Raw genomic sequence first — 21,381 nt, forward strand, 5'->3', positions numbered from 1 at the left:
CAAAGGTGGCATGGCTTTATGGGTGAAATAACACGGGCGCTCATCAGCGTTTCTGATAAGCGCGGGGTGGTGGAGTTTGCACGGCGACTGCGCGACTTTGGGGTGGAAATTCTGTCTACGGGTGGAACCGCCAAGGTGTTGATGGCCGACGGTATTGCCGTTCAGGAAGTGGGCGATTACACCGGCTTTCCGGAAATGCTGGAGGGCCGCCTGAAAACCCTGCACCCCAAAATTCATGGTGGCCTGCTGGCCCGTCGCGGTAATGCTGACCACGATCGGCAAATAGCGGAGCAGGATATCCTTCCCATTGATTTGCTTTGCGTTAATTTATACCCGTTTGCCGAAACCGTGGCGCGCCCCGACTGCACGCTGGAAGATGCCATCGAAAATATTGATATTGGTGGACCGACCATGCTCCGGGCCGGGGCCAAAAACTGGGAAGGAGTGACAGTTCTCGTTGATCCTGATGACTATTCCCGCGTCTTGCAGGAAATGGAACAAAGCCACGGTGGCGTGGGGGCGGCTACCCGTTTTCATCTGGCGACCAAGGTTTTTGCTCATACCGCCCAGTACGACGGAGCTATTGCCAATTATTTGTCAAGCCGCAATGTGGAAGGCCAGCAAAGTCAGTTTCCCCAGACCCTTTCCCTGCAGTTCGAGAAGGTGCAGGAATTACGTTATGGCGAAAACCCCCATCAGGCGGCGGCTTTTTACCGCGATGGCAGTGGCGGGGGGCTGGCAGATGCCCATCAGTTGCAGGGCAAGGCGCTTTCCTACAATAACATTGGCGATGGGGATGCGGCCGTCGCTCTGGTCATGGAATTCTCGGAACCGGCCTGCTGCGTGGTCAAACATGGGAACCCCTGTGGGGTAGCTTTGGGTCAGGATTTGCTCAGTGCCTTTCAGCGCGCCTGGGCGGGCGACCCGGTGTCGGCCTTTGGCAGCATCATTGCCTTTAATGCGCCGTTGGATGCCCAAACCGCTGAACTGATCAGTAATCAGTTTGTCGAGATGGTACTGGCTCCGGCCATTTTGCCCGATGCCCGCCTGATTCTGGCCAAAAAGAAAAACCTGCGGGCGCTGGCTTTTGAAGACGGTCACGCATGGCAGCGTCCGGGCTGGGACTACAAGCGGGTGCGTGGTGGTCTGCTGGTGCAGGAATTTGATCAGGCCATGGAAATGGAAGACGACTGGCAGGTGGTCAGCGCGCGCGCGCCCAACCTGCAGGAGCAACGTGACCTCGCCTTTGTCTGGCGGGTTGGTAAATATGTACGATCCAACGCCATTGTCTATGGTCGTGAAGGGCAGACCGTGGGTATTGGCGCGGGACAGATGAGTCGGGTAGATGCGGCCCGCTGCGGGGCCGCCAAGGCACTGGATCTGGGCTTTGATTTGCACGGCGCGGCACTGGCTTCCGATGCCTTTTTCCCGTTTCGGGACGGGGTTGATGCGGCGGCCGCTGCCGGAGTGAAAGCTATTATTCAGCCCGGCGGCTCCATTCGCGATGAAGAAGTCATCGCCAGCGCCAATGAGCATGGAATTGCCATGGTGTTTACCGGCGTCCGTCACTTCCGCCACGGTTAAGAGGGATATTTATGGGTGCGAAGGTTTTGGTTTTGGGAGGCGGCGGTCGTGAACATGCCATCGCCTGGAAGCTGGCCCAATCAGAACAGGTCGAGACCGTCTATTGCGCGCCCGGTAACCCTGGCACGGCCGGTGAAGAGAAGCTGTTCAACCTGAAGCTGAATCCCAACAATCCTCAGGCGGTAGTGGCTGAGGCGCATGTTCTGGATATTCAACTGGTGGTGATTGGACCGGAAGCACCACTGGTGGCGGGAGTGGGAGATGCTCTTCGCCGCGCCGGAATTCCGGTTTTTGGTCCGGATCAGGCGGGGGCCATGCTGGAGGGCAGCAAGGCCCATGCCAAGGCTTTCATGATGCGTCACGGGCTGCCGACCGCCCGTTACGAACGTTTTACGGACACTACCCATGCTCTGGAATACCTGCATGGGCACCCGCTGCCGGTGGTGGTCAAGGCCGATGGCCTGGCTGCAGGCAAAGGCGTGGTGGTAGCCAGTACCATGCAGGAAGCAGAAACCGCAGTACGGCAGTTTCTGCAGTGGGGCCCCATCATCATTGAAGAATTCCTGGAAGGTGAGGAAGCCAGCTTTATCGCCATTATTGTCGATGGTCAGGTGCTGCCTCTGGCGGGTTCTCAGGATCATAAGCGCCTGCTCGATGATGACCAGGGGCCCAATACGGGTGGGATGGGTGCCTACTCCCCTGCCCCGGTGCTGGACACGGCCATGAGCGAGCAGGTGCTGCGGGAAATCATGCGCCCTGCAGCGCAGGGTCTGATGGCTGACGGCACGCCGTATTGCGGGTTTTTGTATGCCGGCTTGATGATTGGCCGGGATGGGCCGAAGTTGCTGGAGTTCAATTGCCGCCTGGGCGATCCTGAAACCCAGCCGCTGATGATGCGCCTGCGCTCGGATCTTTATACGGTCTTGCTGCTGGCTGCCCTGGGTGAGCGATTACCGCCTGAACTGGAATGGGACGAGCGCAGCGCCTTGTGCGTAGTGATGGCGGCTGAGGGATATCCTGAGCATCCGCGCACGGGGGATGCCATTGCCGGACTGGGTACAGCCGAAACGGATACCGTTAAGGTGTTTCATGCGGGTACCAAAAGTGTAGATGGTCATGTGGCTACGGCTGGTGGGCGGGTGCTGGGTGTGACCGCGCTGGGCGATAGTCTCGCCATTGCCCAGCATCATGCTTATTCAGTAGTCGCTAAAATCCATTGGTCCGGGGTGCAGTTCCGTCGGGATATTGGTCATTTAGGTTTACGCCGTGACTAGGCAGGTCTGAGACGTATGCCAGGTCATACTCCGCGTCGTCAGGAATTACGCCAGCTGGTTACGCATCTGCGTCGGGGCGGGGTCATTGCCTACCCCACGGAAGGGGTCTGGGGGCTGGGTTGTGATCCCCGGCAACGGCGAGCTTTACGCCGTATTCTGCATTTGAAAAAGCGCCCACAACACAAGGGCGTTTTGCTCATTGCCGGACGCCGCTCCGAAACTGCCGCCTTCTGGTCGGATCAGGGCATAAGTCCGGCACTGCTGGAACAATACTGGCCGGGGACCACCCTGGTGCTGCCCGCCCGTCGGCAGGTTCCGACCTGGATTCGCGGACGGCATACCAGCGTGGCCGTTCGGGTCAGCAATCATTCTGGGGTCCGCGCTCTGACCCGGGCTTTTGGCAGCGCCATTGTCTCAACCAGTGCCAATCGCGCTGGTCAGCAACCCGCCCGTGACTTGCGGACCATCCGCCGCTATTTTGGAAAACATCTTCCGGTACTGCATGCCCGACTGGGTAGGCAGCGCCGTCCAAGCAGAATTGTCGATGCCCGTACCGGTCAGACTTTAAGGAGTTAAAAGGATGCAGCAGCCTTCCACTCAAATCGTAGAACAGTTTCTCCTCCAGCTTCAGGACCGCATTTGTATGGCTCTTGAAAAGGCTGATGGTCACGCCAGTTTTCGCGAAGATCTCTGGGAAAGGCCCGGTGGCGGCGGGGGGCGTACCCGGGTCATCAGTGGCGGTGATCTGCTGGAAAAGGGCGGGGTCAACTTCTCCAGGGTGCATGGCGATAAACTGCCACCCTCGGCCACTGCACAGCGACCAGAACTGGCGGGGCAACCTTTCACGGCAGTGGGTGTTTCGCTGGTTCTGCACCCCCGCAATCCTTATGTACCCATTGTCCATATGAACTACCGGTTTTTTGCGGCGGGTTCCGTGTGGTGGTTTGGTGGCGGGGCTGACCTCACCCCGAGTTATGGTTTTGTGGAAGACGCCCGGCATTTTCATCAAACTCTCAAGGCCGCCTGCGACCGGCATGGCCCCGATTTTTATCCCCGTTTCAAGGAGTGGTGTGATGAATATTTCACCATCAAACATCGCCAGGAAATGCGGGGGGTCGGTGGCATTTTCTTTGATGATCTCAGCGGGAATGCCGATACTTTGCAGGCGTTCTGGGAAGAGGTGGCCAACAGTTTTCTGGAGAGCTATCTGCCCATTGCCGAACGGCGCCGCAACACTCCTTTTGGTGAGCGCGAACGGGATTTTCAGCTGATCCGTCGGGGTCGCTATGTGGAATTCAATCTGGTGTACGACCGGGGCACATTGTTTGGCCTGCAATCCGGCGGGCGCACCGAGAGCATTCTCATGTCCCTGCCGCCCCTCGCCGCCTGGCATTATGATTGGGAGGCACCGGCAGACAGTCCTGAGGCCCGCCTGAAAGAAGATTTTCTGACCCCCAGGGACTGGGTATGATTTATCCGCTGCTGCGGCCATTACTGTTTGGACTGGAGGCGGAGCAGGCCCATCAACTCAGCATCGCGGCACTGGAAACTCTGGGTCGCATGCCCCGCATTCTGGAACGGATGGCCGAGTATTTTGCGGTGGAGAATCCCGCTCTGCAGCAAACCTTGTGGGGACTGAATTTTCGCAATCCCGTGGGTCTGGCCGCCGGTTATGACAAGGATGCCCGCGCAACGGCGGCCTTGCCGGCCTTGGGTTTTGGATTTGTGGAAATTGGTACGGTCACGCCGCGTGCCCAGTCGGGCAACCCCCGCCCCCGGGTATTTCGTTATCCGTTTTCCCAGGCAATCATCAACCGCATGGGCTTTCCCGGAGAAGGCGCTACTGCGGTAGCTGAACGTCTGCGCGCCCTACCCCATCCTCATTGCGTTCCTATCGGGATCAATCTTGGCAAAAACAAGGATACGCCGCTCGAGCACGCGGCGGAGGACTATGTCTTTGCCCTGGAAGTACTTTTTCCCTATGGAGATTATTTGACGGTGAATGTCAGCTCTCCCAATACGCCGGGACTGCGCCTGTTGCAAGGTGCCGATGCTCTTCCGGAATTGCTGGCCGCCGTCGCCGCTGCCAATCAACGTCTGGCCGCCGAATATCAGCGTCCAGCCCTTCCCTTGCTCCTGAAAATTGCTCCGGATCTGGATCCCGAGGATATTAGCGCCATCGCGCAACTCGCCAAAGGCGACCAGCCACTGGTGGATGGTTTCATTGCTACAAACACCACCATTGATCGTCCTGCCGGGCATCCCGAATATGTGCAGGCGGGAGGGCTGAGTGGTATGCCCCTCCGGTCACGTGCCAACGCGGTCATAGCCCAACTGTATCAAGACTGCGCAGGCAAGGTGCCGATTATCGGGGTCGGTGGTATATCCTGTGCTGCAGACGCCTATGAAAAAATCCGGGCGGGGGCCAGTTTACTGCAAGTTTATACGGGTCTGGTTTTTAAAGGGCCGGAACTGGTTCGCGAGATTTTGCTGGAGTTGCCTGATCTTTTTGAACAAGATGGTTTTTGCCATATCAGTGCCGCGCTGGGAACTGCCATCAATGTTCAGGAATAAAACGGTCATGATTTATTGGTCACGCTTACTGTGCTTGTTGTGCCTGCTGATTTCTTTGGCGGGCTGCGCCGCCGTGTCCGACACTGCGTCAGCGACCGGTGATGTGATTGACGCTGGCACTTCGCTGATCCCCTGACTCTGGATTCAGAACCGTTGGCGTTAAATCATCAGGCAGCACGCTGACTGCCGGGCTCCAGCATTTCCGGCAAAGCCTGACCTGCCATCTCCGAACCCAGCCACCAGGTAGTGAGCACCCCAATCAATCCTGCCCCCGCCAGCACCAACAATAATCCGCCATTACCCAATTCGGCCTGGAGCGTAGGCAGGAAAAACACACTGACTACTCCACCAAAACGACTGAAGGCGGTAGCAAAGCCGTGGCCTGTGGCCCGTAATTCTGTTGGATATAATTCAGTAGGGATAATCCAGGTGGTATTGCCCGGTCCAAAACTGTTGGCGATTTGCCAGATGATCAATCCTGCCGCGACAATAATAAAGGGTGGTTCGCCGGAGAGGGCAAAAAGCCCGACCAGGCCGAGGCTGATGGCATCCCCCAGAAAACCCCAAATCTGGGCACGACGGCGCCCAATCCGATCAATCATAAGGGCCAGAGGAATCCATCCCAGCACAAAACTGGCTGTAAAAAAGCTGTTTCCAATGATGGCCTGTTCCGGCGTTTTAAGCCCCATGTGCATAAGCATAAAGGGCAGAAAAATACCCAGGGCATAGCCCATGACATCCATCATGAACCAGGGCACACAAGCATAAACAGTGCGCCGCAAATACGGTTTACTGAACAGCATGGTCCACGACACATTACGGCTGGCCTGCATGCTGGAAGCCGTTTCCTGGACCAGACGCTCCCGCTCATGGGCATCCACATCCGGCACCAGCCAGCGTAAAACCTGTGCGGCTTCCTGCAAGCGGCCGCGATAAATATACCAGCGCGGCGACTCCGGCAAGCTCCGCCGCAACCAGAGTACCAATACCGCCGGCAACGCACCGGATGCCAGCATCCAGCGCCAGGCGTCCGGGCCCGTATGCAGCAACGCCAGACCCACCAGACTGGACACCAAAGCCCCTCCCATCCATAACCCGAAAATCCAGGTCATGGCCGACCCGCGTTTGTTTTTGGGCATGAATTCCGCAATGTAAGTGGAGCTCAAGGGATAATCTGCGCCTACCCCAAGTCCCAGAATGAAGCGCAAAATAACCAGAGAGGTGATGTCCCAGGCAAATCCGGAAAGCAAGGCCGCAAAGAAAAACGCGGCAATATCAATTAAATAAACCGTCTTGCGACCATAACGATCCGCAATAATACCGCCAAAAAGTCCACCAATCAGTGCGCCCACCAGCGCCGCAGTACCCAGCAATCCCAGCAGAGTTGGGCCCAGATGCCACTGCGGTTTGAGCAGAATCAGTACAATAGCCATGATACTCAAATCATAACCATCCAGAAAAATGCCGAGGCCAGAAGCCCAGAGAATCCGCCGATGCCGCCTGGTGACTTTTTGTTCGTCGTCTATTGCACTGAGTAGGTTACTCATCATCTCGCCATCAAAGCCGTTATAAAGCGTTCACCATAACATGCCAATATGACACTTTTATGACAGTCCCTTAAAGAGATAGATGAAAAAACAGGGTTTACCTGACTTCTGTGAGCATTACGCTTTTCGTTATAGACCGTTACTTAAAAAACACTGGTCATGAGTTTTAATTAATACCTATCCTGAGCAAAATACAGACCAGAAAATATCATATTTTTGTCATAAAACCTTCACAATACTGTCACATTACCCTGATATGATGTTTTCAATTGAAAATTGAACAGTTTAATTCACTAGTTACCCATTTTTGAGGATTGAGATGACAATCAGAAATTTCAGGTTTTCGGCAATCGGCATCATGTTGATGCTTATTCCTTTCACTCAAGCCTTTGCCCAGGACAACACGTCACTCATTGCCATGAGCAACCCCGCCAATCCGGGCGCCGTTGCTGATGCCTATCTGTCCCATGCCCGGGCCATCCGCAAGGCGGATGCACCCATCGTCCATCTGCTGAATCATTCTGCTTATACCCAGGCGGTACCCCTCCTCAAAAAAGCGGCGGCGGACAAGTACGATTTCTGGGCCGCTGACACGCTGGGTCATTTGTATCAGGCCGGTTTGGGCGTTTCCGCAAACTCCCAGACCGCTTTTCACTGGTATCTGCAGGCCGCTGAGGCGGGAGATCGTTTTGCCCAGCGTCAGGTAGCCAATGCCTATCTCAATGGCTGGGGCGTGACCCGCAATCCCCAACGGGCGGCTTTCTGGTTTCGCCAGGGTCTGATGGTCCCGCAGGTGGCCAATGCCGACTTCTGGTTAGGCAAAACCTATGCAGCGGGCAAGCTCATGCCGAAAAATCCGACCAAGGCGGCCTGGTATGAAGGGCGCAGTCTTGCTCTGCTGAAACAACTGGATGCCGAGCACGTGGGCGCTGCCGCCTATGATCTCGGCATTGCCTACTGGCACGGCTATGGGGTCAAAAAAGACGCTCATCAGGCTGAACAGTATTTCCGACGCGCCCTGGCGGAGCACTACCCGCCAGCGGCCGCTGCCCTTCAACATCTTGAGGAGAAAAATACATGAGACGTCGCGATTTTTTAAAAAGCCTGGGGGCTGGTGCCACACTCACCGCTTTTCTGGGCAGTTCGGTAGCCCGTGCCGCCATGCTGCCCGCCCTGGGCCGTTCCGGGACCCTGGAAGATGTGGAACATATTGTGGTCTTCATGCAGGAAAACCGATCTTTTGATCATTACTTTGGGCATCTGAGTGGAGTACGCGGCTATAATGACCGCTTTCCGCTGAAGTTACCCGACGGTAAACCCGTCTGGTTTCAGGGGCGCATGAACGACCCGACCCGGCCCATTCTGCCTTTTCATTTCAATACCCGGAAAACTTCCGCGCAATTCCTTCAGGACCTGGACCATAGCTGGGCGTCTCAGCACGGAGCCATTGCGGGGGGCCTAATGAATGCCTGGCCGCTCAACAAGACCGACATGACCATGGGTTATTTCCAACGCCAGGACATTCCTTTTCATTATGCCCTGGCCGATCATTTTACCATTTGTGACCATTATTTTACTTCTCTTGCCGGGCCTACCTGTCCCAATCGCTGCATGCTGTTTAGCGGCTCCATTGATCCCGAAGGTCATCACGGCGGGCCCTATATTGATGATGACACCCATCTCTGGACCAAGGGCGTCAAACCCTTTACCTGGACGACATACGCCGAGCGCCTGCAAAAGGCAGGCATTTCCTGGCGCGTCTATCAGGAAGGACTCCACGAAGAGGATCATAATCCGATGACGGGGAATTTCGGGGAAAATGCGCTGCTGTATTTCCAGGCGTTTACAGACATTCCCGACAGTTCACCGCTGGCCCAACGCGCACGGCGACCGGGCGGAGTGGCAGCATTGCGTGAGGATGTGCTGCGTAATCGTCTGCCGCAGGTTTCCTGGATTGTGGTGCCCGCCGGTTATTCCGAACATCCCTCCTATCCACCGGCCTATGGCGCCATTTACATTGCCAGGGTGCTGGATGCCCTGACCAGTAATCCGGAGGTCTGGGGCAAGACTGTGCTGCTTCTGGATTATGATGAGAATGATGGCTTTTTCGACCATGTGCCGCCACCTCAACCTCCCACTCCGGTGCGACCCGGCAAAAGTACGGTGAGCACCGAAGGCGAAATCCACAATCGGATCAACCCGGACTGGCCTACGCTTTATAGCGCCGACCAACTGCCCTATGGTCTCGGACCACGTGCACCAATGATTACTATCTCGCCCTGGAGTAAAGGCGGCTATGTGTGTTCGGAAGTCTTCGACCATACTTCCGTCATCCGCTTTATCGAAAAACGCTTCGGCGTCAGTGAACCTAACATCACCCCCTGGCGACGCGCCATTTGTGGTGATCTGACTTCGGCCTTTGACTTCTCACGCCCTGATGAGCGTAAGGTGTCATTGCCCAGCACCGCCAACTATGTGGCGACGGTACATCACGAATCCACCTTGCCCGCTCCGCAAGTGCCTACAGAGCAGGCCGTTGCCATAGATCCTCAAGAAAGTGGCGTACGCAAACGGCGGCCCCTCGCTTACGCCACCGCTGTGCGGCTGGAAGCAACGCATCAAGGAGTCCGTCTGCACCTGCATAACCCTTCTGAGCTAGGCGTTGTCTGCACCGCCTACTGGGATCACAGCCATCAACTTCCTCATCATTACACTCTGGGAGCAGGAGCCAAACTGGAAGACGAGATGATACTGCCCAAGGATCAGAAGCTCGCGCTCACGGTTTATGGTCCGGACAGCTATATCCGCAAGATTACGGGTGCGGGTCCTTCCACTTTGCACATTGATACTCAGGGAACCATGACTGGGGATATCCAGGTGCTCTTGTATAACGCCGGTGCCGATACCTTGCCCATTGAAGTAACGGACCCGGTGTACGGACAGGGTACTCGAAAAATCCAGTTGGCAGCAGGACAAACCCGGGAGCTGCACTGGAACCTGCAACCCAGTCATCACTGGTATGACCTGATGGTCTCCACCCCTCAGCACCGGTGGCAACTGGCAGGACACATCGAAAACGGGGACGAGAGCTTCAGTGATCCGGCCAATACCCAACCTGTTCTACTTTAAATCAACAGAACTTCCCGGTCGCATGGCTAGCGTGATGCATCTATAGTCTTTAAGATGCTTCACGCATCAGACAACATCCGCAAGAACAAGGTACCCGCACTATGCGTCTTATCCGTAGCTTCCTAAACGAACCATTTTTTAGGGATCGCTTACGGAGCTGGTGCGAGGGCATTCTGTATTGTATGACTCTCGGGATGCTTTTGAGTGCTCAAACTGCCTCGGCAGCGCCTCTGGACATGCTGTTTCACGACCCTTTTGATACTCAAGGATGGGTAAAGCAACCACTGGGACAAAGCTGGCAAGATCGGCAACTACAGTTGCCCAAGGCGGCTCTGCCGGGCACGCGCACTTTCGTAAAACCCCAAAGCCTTGCCGCATTGACCAATTATGCCTTGGCCCACAACCCGCAAACCCGGGTGGCCTATGAGAATTTACAGGCCTCTGCGGCAGGGTTGGGTGTCGCCGAATCTGCCTGGTTGCCGAGTATTTCCCTGAGTGACACTGCAGCGCGTTCCCAGAGCAATACCACAGCGGGTTTTAGCATTCCCATCATCAATAGTAATTCGGCTTCTCTCAGCCTGAGTTATGTACTGCTGGATTTTGGCCTACGCGCCTCGCAGAAAGACGGGGCGCTGGCCCAGTTGTACATTTCCGGCTTTGATAACAATAGCGCGCTGACGAAAGTCGCTCTCAGCGTCACCCAGAATTACTACCAGCTCATTGGCGAGCAGGCGCTGGTTCGGGCTTATGCACAAACAGTCACCGAAGATACTGCCAATCTGGATGCTGCGCGACTGAAACAGCATTCGGGTATGGCTACTATTGCCGATATTCTGCAGGCCCAGTCGGCTCTTGCGCAAGCGCAGTCCCAATGGATTTCGGCCCAGGCTACTGTGCGTTCAGATCAGGCCGCCCTGGCGGAAAGTTGTGGATTACCACCCGGCAATCCCATTCCGCTGGTACCGTTAAACACCCATCAACTACCCCCCGACATTACCCCTTCTGTGCACTCCCTGGTTCTTCATGCTACTCAACACAACCCCAATGTCATGGCGGCTGCAGCCCAGATTCTGGCCAGCCGTGCCACACTCCGGGAGGATCAGGCTCAGGGACTGCCGACCTTGAGCGCATCGGTTTCAGCCGGAAAACGCTTTCAGAACGGGCTGGAACCTTCCCAGAACTGGGCCATCGGTTTCAGTCTTAAAGTGCCGTTGTTTACGGGTTTTCATGACAGTTACCAAATTCAGGAGGCGCGGCGCCAGGAGCGTAGTGCTCAGGCCTCATTGAACCAGGAGACCCAAAGCATTGCCTTAACCGTGTATCAGGATTACCAGACCGTCATGGGTGCGCGCTCAGCGGCAAAAGCGGCACAAATCGCGGTCAAAAGTGCCCAGGCTTCGCTGGCTGCCATCCGTGCCCAATACAAGGTAGGACTTTCGACCATGCTCAATTTGCTGACTGCCCAGGCGACGCTGACGACTGCTGAACAGACCCGGATTCAGGATATGACGACGGCCTATGTGCAACTGGCTAATCTCGCTAACGCCTTGGGAATGATCGGGCTCCCCAACACGACCACAGGATTCCACTCATGATGCGCTCTCTGTCCGTAAGATCCCTGTTGCTTCCCGTTGCGGCAGCCCTGATCCTGGCGGGCTGCGCCCAGCACAAGCCCTCCCACAAAAATACGGCACTGCCGGTCGAAACCACGACGGTGCAGACCGGCAATCTACCCATTGTGGTCAATACCCTGGGGCAAGCCGTGGCATCCCACAGTGTCACCATCACCCCGCAGGTGAGCGGCATTTTGCAAAAGGTTGCCGTTCACTCGGGGCAAGTGGTTCAAAAAGGCCAGCTTCTCTTCCAGATTGATCCTGCCACACCCGCCGCCCAGGTGGCTGAAGACCAAGCCAATCTGCAGGGTGAAATGGCCCAGGAACAATATGATGATGCCCAGGTCAAGGCTTATGCGCCGCTGCTCAGCAAGGATTATGTCACCCGTCAGACGGTCCAGCAGGCTCAGGCTCAGGCCAACACCGCTGGTGCCACCGTGGCCGCTGATCAGGCGGCACTGCAAGCCGCTCGAATTACTCTGGCTGAAACTCGGATTACCGCACCTATCAGTGGCAGCGTAGGCATCCTGAGCCTCAAATCAGGCAATCTGGTCACTGCCAACAGCACAGCACTGGTCACCATCAATCAAATTCAACCCATTTACGTGCAATTCAGCCTGCCTGAGGCCTATCTCGACGATTTACATACCGCCATCAGCAATCACTCCGGCAAAGTAGAAGTCTGGGATGAAAATCATCAGACCCGGATTGGCACCGGGACGGTCACGGTGATTGATAATACCGTCAACACGGCTTCAGCAACCGTCACGGCGCGCGCTACCCTCAGTAATCAACCGGCCCGACTCTGGCCCGGTGAATATGTGCAGGTAGATTTCACCGCCCGAGAACTGCGTCATGCCCTGATCATTCCTGCAACCGCCTTACAGCAGGGCGTCTCCGGCCCTTATGTCTATACCATAAAAAAAGACAAGGCCATTATGCAGGCCGTGCAATTTTTAGGGCAGAACGGTAAGCAGGTGGCCATCGCCGGAAGCCATTTATTGGGAGAAAGGGTGATTGTGGGAGCGCCGACCCGACTTCATCCCGGTTCTGAAGTGCGCGTGATCAAGTCATGAATTTATCGGCACCCTTTATTCGCCGTCCCGTTGCCACGACGGTACTCGCCGTAGCAGTAGCTCTGCTGGGTTTGTTTGCCTATCTGCAATTACCCACGGCTTTGCTGCCTAACGTCAGCTTTCCGATGGTGATGGTCACCGCAGAACTGCCGGGAGCCAGCCCCAAAACCATGTCCAGCGCAGTAGCCACCCCACTGGAAAGGCAATTTGCCAGCATTCCCGGTCTCAACTCCATGAGTGCCGTCAGTCAAAATGGAGTGACCCAGATCACCCTGCAGTTCGATCTCAGCAAATCCGCGCTGGGGGCCACCCAGCAGGTGTCCAACGCCGTTTCCCAGGCCCAGCATTTTCTACCACCGGGTATGCCCGAGCCACCTTCGGTCCGGCAAATGAATCCTTCGGCCCAGCCCGTGTTTTATATTGGCATGTCCGCGCCCAACATGCCGCTTTATGAATTGGACAAGTACGCGCAAACCAAGGTCAGCACAGCATTATCCGGCATATCCGGGGTATCTGACGTACAAATTTACGGTGCACAAACCTACGCCGTGCGCATTTATGTGAATCCTTTTGCCCTTTCTGCCCGGGGTCTGAGTCTGCAGGCCGTGCAAAGCGCCCTGGGTAATGCCAATGTCAATCTGCCCGGTGGCACCCTGGATGGGGGCGATCAGGCTTTCGCCACCCAGGTACATGGTCAGTTACATACCGCAAAAGCCTACAACCATCTGGTTCTGGCCTACGAAGGCGGACAGGCGGTGCCCCTCAGTGCGGTTGGCAAGGCCGTCAACAGTACCGAAGATAACCAGCAGGAGACCTGGATCAACAAAACGCCCGGCATTGTTCTCGCCGTAACACGGCAGCCCGGCAGCAATACCGTAGAGATTTCCAACAAAATCCGCGCCCTGTTGCCGCAACTGCAGGCGGCCATGCCCGGCGGGGTGCATCTGACCAATGTTTTCGATCTGGCCGATTACATTCGCGCGGCAGTACACGAAGTGTTGATGACCCTCATCCTGGCCAGCATTCTGGTAGCTGGTGTCATGTGGCTGTTTCTGCGCCGCCCCTCGGCCACCCTCATCGGTGCGGTCGCCATACCCCTTTCCCTGCTGGGCACCTTTCTGGTCATGATGCTGCTCGGTTTCAGCATCAATACCCTGACCTTGCTGGCCCTGACCCTTTCCGTGGGTTTTGTGGTGGATGATGCCGTGGTGATGCTGGAAAACATCAACCGACATATCGACCGGGGTGAAACCGGCATGACTGCCGCCCTCAATGGCAGTCGGGAAATCAGTTTTACGGTTCTGTCCATGACCTTGTCGCTATCCATCATTTTTCTGCCGCTGATTTTCCTGGGGGGCTTTGTCGGTCATTTATTCTCGGACTTCGGGGTCAGTATTGCTGTGGTCATCCTGATTTCCGGAATGGTCGCCCTGAGCGTTACTCCCATGCTCTGCAGCCGTTATCTCAAACCCAATCATGCTCACGCCCTGACTGATCTGCATGATACGGGTCACTTACCTGAAGACGGAATTTTTCAGCGCTTTTTCAAGGACAGTCGCGATTTTTATATTCGCACCCTGAAAGTTGCCCTGCAGCATAAATACTGGATGCTGGCCCTGGCCGGACTTGCGCTGGCGGGTAGCGTCTGGATGGTCATGATTGTTCCCAAGGCTTTTCTACCCAGCCAGAATTCGGGCATGATCAATGCCAACATTGAATACCCGACCGGAATGACTTTTGCTGAAGTCAGGCATGAGCAGTCAGAAATCGCCCGGATTGTGAAATCCAATGCCCGCATTCAATCGGTGGTGTCTTCGGCAGGCCAGGGTGCAGGAGGTTTTGGCAGCCGCAACTCCGGCCATATGTTCATCCACATTCGCAGTGGATATGCGCCACAGACGGAAAACATCATTGTGGATCTGCAGCGCGCCACCCGTCGCTTCCATAATGCCCAGATTGTTTTTCAGGGACCGCAAAGCGCCCACTCGGGAACCGCCAGCGGCAATGGCAGCTATATTTATGAACTCATGGGCAGCAACTGGACAGATCTGAATGCGGCCACGCTGAAAATGACCGAAGCCCTGCAAAAGCTTCCGCAACTGAATTCAGTCAGTAACAGTCTGGAAAACAATAATCCGCAGGTCACCATTCATATCAATCGGGCTCGTGCCACCGCTTTGGGGGTCACCCCGGCCGCCATCGAAAACACCCTGGGTCTGGCCTTTGGCGGACATGAGGTGGGAACCATTTACGGGGCCAGTAATCAATATGAAGTAATTATGGAACTTGAACCGCGCTATCAGAAAAATATCAACGCCTTGTCCACCCTGAGCGTGCCGGGGGCGGGATCAACGCTGGTTCCCCTTTCTGCCGTAGCCAGTTTTCATTATGACGCAGCCCCCCTGAATCTGATGCAGCACAATGGCCAGCCCTCCACCACCATTTCCTTCAATCTGGCTCCCGGGGTGCAGCTCGGTTCGGCCATCAGCGCCCTGCAGCATACGGCTCACCAAGTCCTGCCCGCAGGCATTGTCGGGCATCTGGGCGGTAATGCCGCGCAATTTCAGTCTGCCTTCAAATCTTTGCCTTTTTTATTGCTGGCAACGGTGTTGCTGATTTACGTGGTCCTTGCCATTTTGTATGAACATTTTCTCCATCCCCTGACGATTTTGACGGCTTTGCCGCTGGCGGCTTTCGGTGCGCTGCTGTCTTTGGTCATTTTTCATGAGCCGCTGGATTTATACAGTTTCATCGGCATCATCATGTTACTGGGGCTGGTCAAGAAGAACGGGATTATCCTCGTTGACTTTGCCGTCAGTCGGCGCCGTGAGGGCGAAGATGCCTACGAAGCCATTATTGATGCCTGCACCATTCGTTATCGGCCGATCATGATGACTACTTTTGCCGCCATTCTCGGGGTGCTGCCCATTGCCATCGGCTTTGGCGCCGGTGCCGGAAGTCGAGTACCCCTGGGTATTGCCGTGGTTGGCGGTCTGATATTTTCCCAGTTTCTCACCCTGTATATCACGCCCGCTTTTTATTTATGGTTTGACGGGCTCTCCTGGCCACGTCGCAAACGGACGCAAGCCGTTGCGTTGAATCCCGATCTCTCATAAAGGTAACTCATCCATGCTTCTTCTGAAATCTGTCCAGCGCGCTCTGATGGTTCTTGGTGGGGCAGGCCTGCTAAGCGGCACTTTACTGGGCAGCCTGGCCCAGGCCGGGACGACGGTTTCTGGCAACAGCAACGCGCCTTTTATCCCGCTCAATGAAAAGCAGAGCGGAGCCCCCCTGCGGATTCTCAAAAACCATGTCAATGTTTCGGTGCAATCCAGCGGACTGTTTACCGAGCGCGATCATCAGGTGCTGGAACTTCTCAATCCGGCCCTGGAAACCATGATCAATCCCTACCAAATCCAGTATTCTGCCGATATGGCCAAGCTGCGGGTGCTGCGCGCCTGGGTCAGCACGCCCAGTGGCCAAAAATATGTCGTTCCTGCCAGTGCCATTTTTGTGCGCCCGGAACCGATGGCTGCCGGAGCCCCCATGTATAGTCATGCCAAGGTGCTTTCCATCGTTCTGCCGAAATTGGGCAAAGACGATCAGCTTCATATCATCACCGAAAAAACCCAGACCACGCCCTATTTTGCCGGACAGTTTTCGCAAATCTGGGAAATGCCGGTCAGTCAGTCTGCACGCAACTTTCGTATTGATATCACCGCACCACGCAGCATGCATTTACGGGCCGCCCACACCGGCAACTGGATTGTTTCGCAGCGCACTCAGGGCCAGTTGATTCATATCAGTGCCCGTATGGCGGTACACCACGCGCGTTATCCGGGACCGAGCACCGTGGATGAAAGGCAGTTCAGTCCGCTTTTTGAAGTCAGTACTTTTCCCAGTTGGGCAGCCGTCGGCAAGGCCTACTGGTCACGCGCCGCCGACAAGGCGGCAGTCACCCCCATTGTCCAAAAAACCGCCGATACAGCAAGTCATGGACTGCAGGGCTGGGATGCGGAAAAAGCCCTGTATACCTGGGACTCCCACCATATTCGTTATGTAGGTCTGGAACTGGGTGTCGGCGGTTATGTGCCCATCTCGGCCAGCAAAACCCTGGAAACCCGCTATGGAGACTGCAAGGCCCACGCCACTCTGCTGCAGGCGCTTTTCAATGCCAAAGGCTTCAAACTTTATCCAACACTAATCAACTGGAATAATGTGTTCACCCTGCCGCCGCTGCCCACCCCTTTCTGGTTTAATCACGCCATCGACTACGCCCCGCAGCGTCATCTTTTTCTGGACAGTACCGGCACCTACGAAACACCGGGGCAGCTGGCTATTGGTGAACGCGACAAGCCCAGTATTGTCACCGGTCCGCATCCCCGGGTAGTGACCACCCCTGGTGCCGAGCCCGATGCCAATCAGTTGGACTATGCAGCCGATCTGACCCTGCAGCAAAATGGTGACCTGAGCGGTATTGCCAAAATGCAGACCAAAGGCTGGTGGGCCTGGATGTATCGGCAAACCTTCGCCTCCATTCCTCCCTCAGCCTATCACCGGGTCATGAATACCCTGCTGCTGCCGGATGGAGGCGGGAGTGGCACCTTTGTGCCAGGCAATCCGGATATTCTCGATCAGCCCTTTGCCGTGACTGCGCATTGGCATACGGTGGCTTACACCCATGTTGGCGATCATATCAGTTTTCCCATTCCCTCCGGCCCCTATCTGACCCCCGGCCTTTCCGCCACCGCCCGACCCATGGAAGCATTGACCCGGGTCATTGGCCCGCTGCAGCGTCAACATCCTGTCACCACGTATCTCGGTGGAATTCACTGGACAACGACTATTCATCTGCCATCTGGTTATCAGGTGCAATATCTACCGCCCGCACAGCAGCTCCATAATCAGGCGGGAAGTTTCACTTATAACCTCACCCTGCAAGAACACAGCGTCATCGTACACTACACACTGCAACTCCAGCGGGTCGTGTACAACCCTCAGCAATATCCGGCCTTGCGCACGCTCCTGAAACTGGATTATGCCGCGCAGCAAAGCCCGATTATCCTTGTTCGCCAATGAGTTCAGGAAACCTGCATATGACCCGTCATCTCACTCCCAAAGCGGCTTTATTGACTGCCGGTTTTATCCTGCTGACTGTCAGCGCCAACCCGGCTTTTGCCCGGGAACCCGCCCAGGTGAATTATCAGGTGTTACTCCTGCGTCAGGAACTGAGCGTCCAGAAAAACGGTGCCTATACCGACAGCATTGACCGGGTGATTCAACCGCTGACCATGGCTGGCGTACAGTCACAATCCCAGATGCAAATTGGCTATCCAGCTAACTTTGCCCAGGTGCACATACTCGAAGCCTATACGGAAACGGCCTCGGGCGTTAAACATCCCGTCCCGGCCGATGCCATTTATACCCAATCCAGCCCGGATGCCCTGAGTGCCCCTTTTTTAAGTGATGGTCGCATCCAGAGTGTGGTCTTTCCGGCGGTAGCGCCCGGAGATACGCTGCACATCCGCTACACTATCCACTATGATCATCCCTATTTGCCGGGTATCTACGCCATCAGCACGCTCCTGGCCCCCAATGTGCCCGTCAGCAAGGCACAAATCATTTTGCACACCCCTGCCGCGCAAAAACTCTATGCCGCCCAACAAGGGGATGCCTGGCATGCCATGTCCGTCAGTCCCGCTAAAGATGCGACCAGCCGATCTTTTGAAACCAGCCTCAATAAAGTTTCCTACCCACCACTGGGTAGTCCGGCACTGACCCAATATGCGCCCCTGGCGGTGATTTCGACGGCAGAACACTGGACTGAAGTCGCCAAGGCTTACAATCAGCTTGCCACCCCAGCCATGCAGATGACCCCGGAATTGCAAAAAGCCGCTGAACATCTTGCGCATGGGGCGACGGGGCTGGATGCGGTCAAGGTCATTTATTACTGGATGCAAAAAAACATTCATTCGGTATCCATCAACTACGCCAATGCCGGCTTTACGCCACCCAGCGCGAGCAGCACCCTGCAACGCGGAGTCGGCGACAGTAATGCCAATGCGGTATTGCTCTGCACCCTGCTAGGCGCCCTCCATATTGAGGCAGTACCGGCCATGATTTCCACTTCAGCGCGCTTTCACCCCTACCCCGCTGTGGATCCCTTTGCCTTTGGTCATTTTCTGGTGTATGTGCCCGCTTATCATTTGTTTCTGGACCCCACTTCGCGCTATGCCGGCATCCATAGTTTGCCCCTGGAGGATGCGGGCCGACCGGTGCTCATTACCGGAAAAAATCCACGCATGACGCAAACCCCTTTGCCCGATCTCAGCTTGCCGCTCATCGACAAACATAGCCAACTCCGCCTGAGCGCCTCCGGCACCATGCACGACCAGACCGTCGAAATACGCCGGGGTTACGCCGCCCAGGATATTCGCTCCGCCCTGATGGGCAGCAAGGGACGCATGTTGATGAAAGGATTGCGCAACGGTTTTTATGAACAGGGAGATCTGGGGCAACTGGAAAGCATTGCTTTTCAGAACCGGAAAAAGCTCGACCAGCCTCTGGGCCTGAAAACCAGCGCCGTAAAAAACGGCCTGTTTATACCCGGTCATAGTGTCGCCATGATCATGCCCACAGATACGTCCATTGCCAAACCTCTGCAGGCCTTTACTGCCGAGAGCGTCCGCACAACACCGAGTTTGATCAACCCCAGCTATATGCAATCAGATATTTCCCTGAAATTGCCGCAAGGTTATCAGCCCGCCTATTTACCGAAAAATATCGACGTACAGACATCCGTTGGAAGCTATAGCATTCACTACGCACTGTCCGGACAAACCCTCAAAATTGATCAGCGGCTGAAGCTGCCGGAGTTTGTGATCAGCGCGAAGGACTACCCGGCCTTGCACCAACTGGCGATATTGAGCTCCAGCAGTACCCGCGAGGGGTTACTGCTGGTGAAAGGATTCACTAAACGCTGAAATCCTTGGGTTGCTGATCCCAGTCAAAAGCACCCAACAGATCATAAGCATCCCGATCGCGATGATTGAGGGGATCGAGACCGAAACGGGTTTCAATAAATTTGAGAATGCTGGCGGTACTGGCCAGATGATGATCAACCAGGCCACTCCGCGCCCATGGACTGATCAACATGGCGGGAATACGGGTTCCAAATCCGTAATCATCCACCACTTTCGGAGGTAACGAATCCCAAAAACCACCCCCTTCATCATAAGTGATAAATATGGCGGTTTTATCCCAGGCTGGCCCATCAGCCGCAGCGCGCACCAGTTGCTCCACCCATTCCATACCATAAGCGGGCGCACTATCCGCCGGATGTTCATCATGGGATGCCGTAGCCTTCAAAAAAGAAACCGATGGCAACTTGCCGGCACGCGCATCCGCCAGAAAATCATCACTATCCCGAATATGACCTGCCTTAACATAATCAGGCCAACGCGGGTAATACTGGAAAGGATTATGATGGGCAACATATAACTGGCTGGTATCAATCACTGCCGAACCATCTCCCGGTCCGAAAGCCGTTTTCAGTGCCCAGGGCTTTACCTTGTTCCAATTTTCGTTGTACCAGGCCCAGGAAACCTTTGCCGCATCCAAACGATCACCAATATTGTCATACGTCTGCGCTGCTGGCGGCGGCGAAATTTTCAGCTCTTTCATTCTACCTGCGTCCGTAGGACCTTGAATAGGCGCCAGATCATTCACCATGATTTTCCGATGATCATAAGGCAAATCGAAAAATCCATGTTCCAGACCGGCTTCACGCGGATCGAAGGGTGCACAAATATCCGCTGTAGCCTGAGGATTGATGCACGAACGCGCGGCGACGAGATACAGGGCATTGCCCGTACTACCACCACTCATTGCCTGATAAAAATGGTCAAACAAGGTGTATTTATGCGCCACGCGATGATAAAAAGGAAGATCTTCTCCCGTATAGTGCCCCAGAACAGGGCCACTGGGACGGGCCAGATCAAAAGCCATCTGCTCTGCCGACATTTTCCTGAATTCATCACGGTGCAAATGGGTTTTGCTACCCCCGGCCAGGGCTACAAAACGGTCCATTTTCCCATTATTGACTTCTGCCATCATCCGAAAGAAACGATGCCTTGGATCCCAGTTGACGTTGCCCTTGGCTGGAATATATGGTGCCAAATGAAAGGGCTTATTAGCCAGTTGCACATTCTGAAAACCGGGAATATCCAGGGGCAAAGGTAAGTTACCATAGGGAATTCCGGCCGGATTTTTCTGGAGACCATTGAAGCGAGGGTCCAGATTTCCTGATGAATCCAAGAGATTAATGACTTTTTGACCATTCTTGGGTTGAAAAGTCCCAAAATAATGATCAAAACTGCGATTTTCCTGAAAAATGACAACCACATGCTCAATTTTTTTGCGCAGGATGGTTTTTTCATCCACACCAGCCGCATGGGCTATACCCATTAATTTGGGTGCGGAAACTACTGCTGCACCACCTAACCCCAATTGCTTCAAAAACTGCCGACGATTCTGACGCTCCATCATATATTCCTCATCAAAAAGAGAGAGTTTGTTATTCTGG

General features: G+C 55.2%; 14 protein-coding genes. 12 read left to right on the plus strand and 2 right to left on the minus strand.

What is annotated here, in order from left to right; all coding sequences use genetic code 11:
* Window positions 1–18: 18 nt before the first annotated feature.
* Genes purH through GCD22_RS14085 form a run of 5 tightly spaced genes read left to right on the plus strand, consistent with a single transcriptional unit; the run spans window position 19 to window position 5,432 of the window.
* Window positions 19–1,584 (plus strand): bifunctional phosphoribosylaminoimidazolecarboxamide formyltransferase/IMP cyclohydrolase, encoded by a 1,566-nt coding sequence (gene purH, locus GCD22_RS14065; protein ID WP_031568579.1) that lies wholly within the window; start codon window positions 19–21, stop codon window positions 1,582–1,584.
* Between the two features lie 11 nt (window positions 1,585–1,595).
* Window positions 1,596–2,858, plus strand: coding sequence for a phosphoribosylamine--glycine ligase (gene purD, locus GCD22_RS14070; protein WP_031568580.1), 1,263 nt, complete (start codon window positions 1,596–1,598; stop codon window positions 2,856–2,858).
* Window positions 2,859–2,873: 15 nt separating this feature from the next.
* Window positions 2,874–3,434: an L-threonylcarbamoyladenylate synthase type 1 TsaC gene (gene tsaC / locus GCD22_RS14075; RefSeq protein ID WP_031568582.1), complete on the plus strand. Its 561-nt coding sequence runs from the start codon at window positions 2,874–2,876 to the stop codon at window positions 3,432–3,434.
* A 4-nt stretch (window positions 3,435–3,438) separates the two neighbouring features.
* Window positions 3,439–4,329 (plus strand): oxygen-dependent coproporphyrinogen oxidase, encoded by an 891-nt coding sequence (hemF, locus tag GCD22_RS14080; protein ID WP_031568584.1) that lies wholly within the window; start codon window positions 3,439–3,441, stop codon window positions 4,327–4,329.
* Window positions 4,326–5,432, plus strand: coding sequence for a quinone-dependent dihydroorotate dehydrogenase (locus GCD22_RS14085; protein WP_031568585.1), 1,107 nt, complete (start codon window positions 4,326–4,328; stop codon window positions 5,430–5,432). Before hemF ends, GCD22_RS14085 begins: the two co-directional genes overlap by 4 nt.
* Window positions 5,433–5,599: 167 nt before the next feature.
* Here the strand turns inward: GCD22_RS14085 and GCD22_RS14090 are convergent, their stop codons facing one another.
* A complete protein-coding gene (locus tag GCD22_RS14090; RefSeq protein WP_226842696.1) occupies window positions 5,600–6,982 on the minus strand; it encodes an MFS transporter in 1,383 nt (460 codons plus the stop codon).
* A 316-nt stretch (window positions 6,983–7,298) separates the two neighbouring features.
* Between GCD22_RS14090 and GCD22_RS14095 the strand changes: the two genes are divergently transcribed.
* The 7 genes from GCD22_RS14095 (at window position 7,299) to GCD22_RS14125 (ending at window position 19,780) form a co-directional block, all read left to right on the plus strand.
* The gene (locus GCD22_RS14095; RefSeq protein ID WP_081577462.1) at window positions 7,299–8,060 is read left to right on the plus strand and encodes a tetratricopeptide repeat protein; all 762 of its coding nucleotides are present in this window, start codon (window positions 7,299–7,301) and stop codon (window positions 8,058–8,060) included.
* Window positions 8,057–10,108: a phosphocholine-specific phospholipase C gene (locus tag GCD22_RS14100; protein ID WP_081577463.1), complete on the plus strand. Its 2,052-nt coding sequence runs from the start codon at window positions 8,057–8,059 to the stop codon at window positions 10,106–10,108. The genes GCD22_RS14095 and GCD22_RS14100 overlap by 4 nt, the downstream gene beginning before the upstream one ends.
* A 194-nt stretch (window positions 10,109–10,302) precedes the next feature.
* A complete protein-coding gene (locus tag GCD22_RS14105) occupies window positions 10,303–11,703 on the plus strand; it encodes a TolC family protein (RefSeq protein WP_226856149.1) in 1,401 nt (466 codons plus the stop codon).
* Window positions 11,700–12,797, plus strand: coding sequence for an efflux RND transporter periplasmic adaptor subunit (locus GCD22_RS14110; RefSeq protein ID WP_031569395.1), 1,098 nt, complete (start codon window positions 11,700–11,702; stop codon window positions 12,795–12,797). The genes GCD22_RS14105 and GCD22_RS14110 overlap by 4 nt, the downstream gene beginning before the upstream one ends.
* The gene (locus GCD22_RS14115; protein WP_035209579.1) at window positions 12,794–15,913 is read left to right on the plus strand and encodes an efflux RND transporter permease subunit; all 3,120 of its coding nucleotides are present in this window, start codon (window positions 12,794–12,796) and stop codon (window positions 15,911–15,913) included. The genes GCD22_RS14110 and GCD22_RS14115 overlap by 4 nt, the downstream gene beginning before the upstream one ends.
* Window positions 15,914–15,926: 13 nt before the next feature.
* Complete coding sequence (locus GCD22_RS14120; RefSeq protein ID WP_031569399.1) at window positions 15,927–17,876, plus strand: DUF3857 domain-containing protein; 1,950 nt, start codon at window positions 15,927–15,929, stop codon at window positions 17,874–17,876.
* Window positions 17,877–17,893: 17 nt separating this feature from the next.
* Window positions 17,894–19,780: a DUF3857 domain-containing protein gene (locus tag GCD22_RS14125; RefSeq protein ID WP_051690452.1), complete on the plus strand. Its 1,887-nt coding sequence runs from the start codon at window positions 17,894–17,896 to the stop codon at window positions 19,778–19,780.
* Here the strand turns inward: GCD22_RS14125 and GCD22_RS14130 are convergent.
* Window positions 19,770–21,344, minus strand: a complete 1,575-nt coding sequence (locus tag GCD22_RS14130) for an alkaline phosphatase family protein (protein WP_226842568.1) — start codon at window positions 21,342–21,344, stop codon at window positions 19,770–19,772. The genes GCD22_RS14125 and GCD22_RS14130 overlap by 11 nt on opposite strands.
* Window positions 21,345–21,381: the final 37 nt, after the last annotated feature.

The sequence above is a fragment of the Acidithiobacillus thiooxidans ATCC 19377 genome, from assembly GCF_009662475.1.
GTDB classification, from domain to species: Bacteria; Pseudomonadota; Gammaproteobacteria; order Acidithiobacillales; family Acidithiobacillaceae; genus Acidithiobacillus; species Acidithiobacillus thiooxidans.

Excerpts from the sequence above, each read along its gene's own strand:
- GCD22_RS14130 (WP_226842568.1), bottom strand. The coding sequence starts at position 21,344 with ATGATGGAGCGTCAGAATCGTCGGCAGTTTTTGAAGCAATTGGGGTTA.
- GCD22_RS14110 (WP_031569395.1), top strand. The coding sequence starts at position 11,700 with ATGATGCGCTCTCTGTCCGTAAGATCCCTGTTGCTTCCCGTTGCGGCA.
- GCD22_RS14125 (WP_051690452.1), top strand. The coding sequence starts at position 17,894 with ATGACCCGTCATCTCACTCCCAAAGCGGCTTTATTGACTGCCGGTTTT.
- GCD22_RS14090 (WP_226842696.1), bottom strand. The coding sequence starts at position 6,982 with ATGATGAGTAACCTACTCAGTGCAATAGACGACGAACAAAAAGTCACC.
- purH (WP_031568579.1), top strand. The coding sequence starts at position 19 with ATGGGTGAAATAACACGGGCGCTCATCAGCGTTTCTGATAAGCGCGGG.
- hemF (WP_031568584.1), top strand. The coding sequence starts at position 3,439 with ATGCAGCAGCCTTCCACTCAAATCGTAGAACAGTTTCTCCTCCAGCTT.
- GCD22_RS14085 (WP_031568585.1), top strand. The coding sequence starts at position 4,326 with ATGATTTATCCGCTGCTGCGGCCATTACTGTTTGGACTGGAGGCGGAG.
- GCD22_RS14115 (WP_035209579.1), top strand. The coding sequence starts at position 12,794 with ATGAATTTATCGGCACCCTTTATTCGCCGTCCCGTTGCCACGACGGTA.
- GCD22_RS14105 (WP_226856149.1), top strand. The coding sequence starts at position 10,303 with ATGCTTTTGAGTGCTCAAACTGCCTCGGCAGCGCCTCTGGACATGCTG.
- GCD22_RS14100 (WP_081577463.1), top strand. The coding sequence starts at position 8,057 with ATGAGACGTCGCGATTTTTTAAAAAGCCTGGGGGCTGGTGCCACACTC.
- tsaC (WP_031568582.1), top strand. The coding sequence starts at position 2,874 with ATGCCAGGTCATACTCCGCGTCGTCAGGAATTACGCCAGCTGGTTACG.
- GCD22_RS14120 (WP_031569399.1), top strand. The coding sequence starts at position 15,927 with ATGCTTCTTCTGAAATCTGTCCAGCGCGCTCTGATGGTTCTTGGTGGG.
- purD (WP_031568580.1), top strand. The coding sequence starts at position 1,596 with ATGGGTGCGAAGGTTTTGGTTTTGGGAGGCGGCGGTCGTGAACATGCC.
- GCD22_RS14095 (WP_081577462.1), top strand. The coding sequence starts at position 7,299 with ATGACAATCAGAAATTTCAGGTTTTCGGCAATCGGCATCATGTTGATG.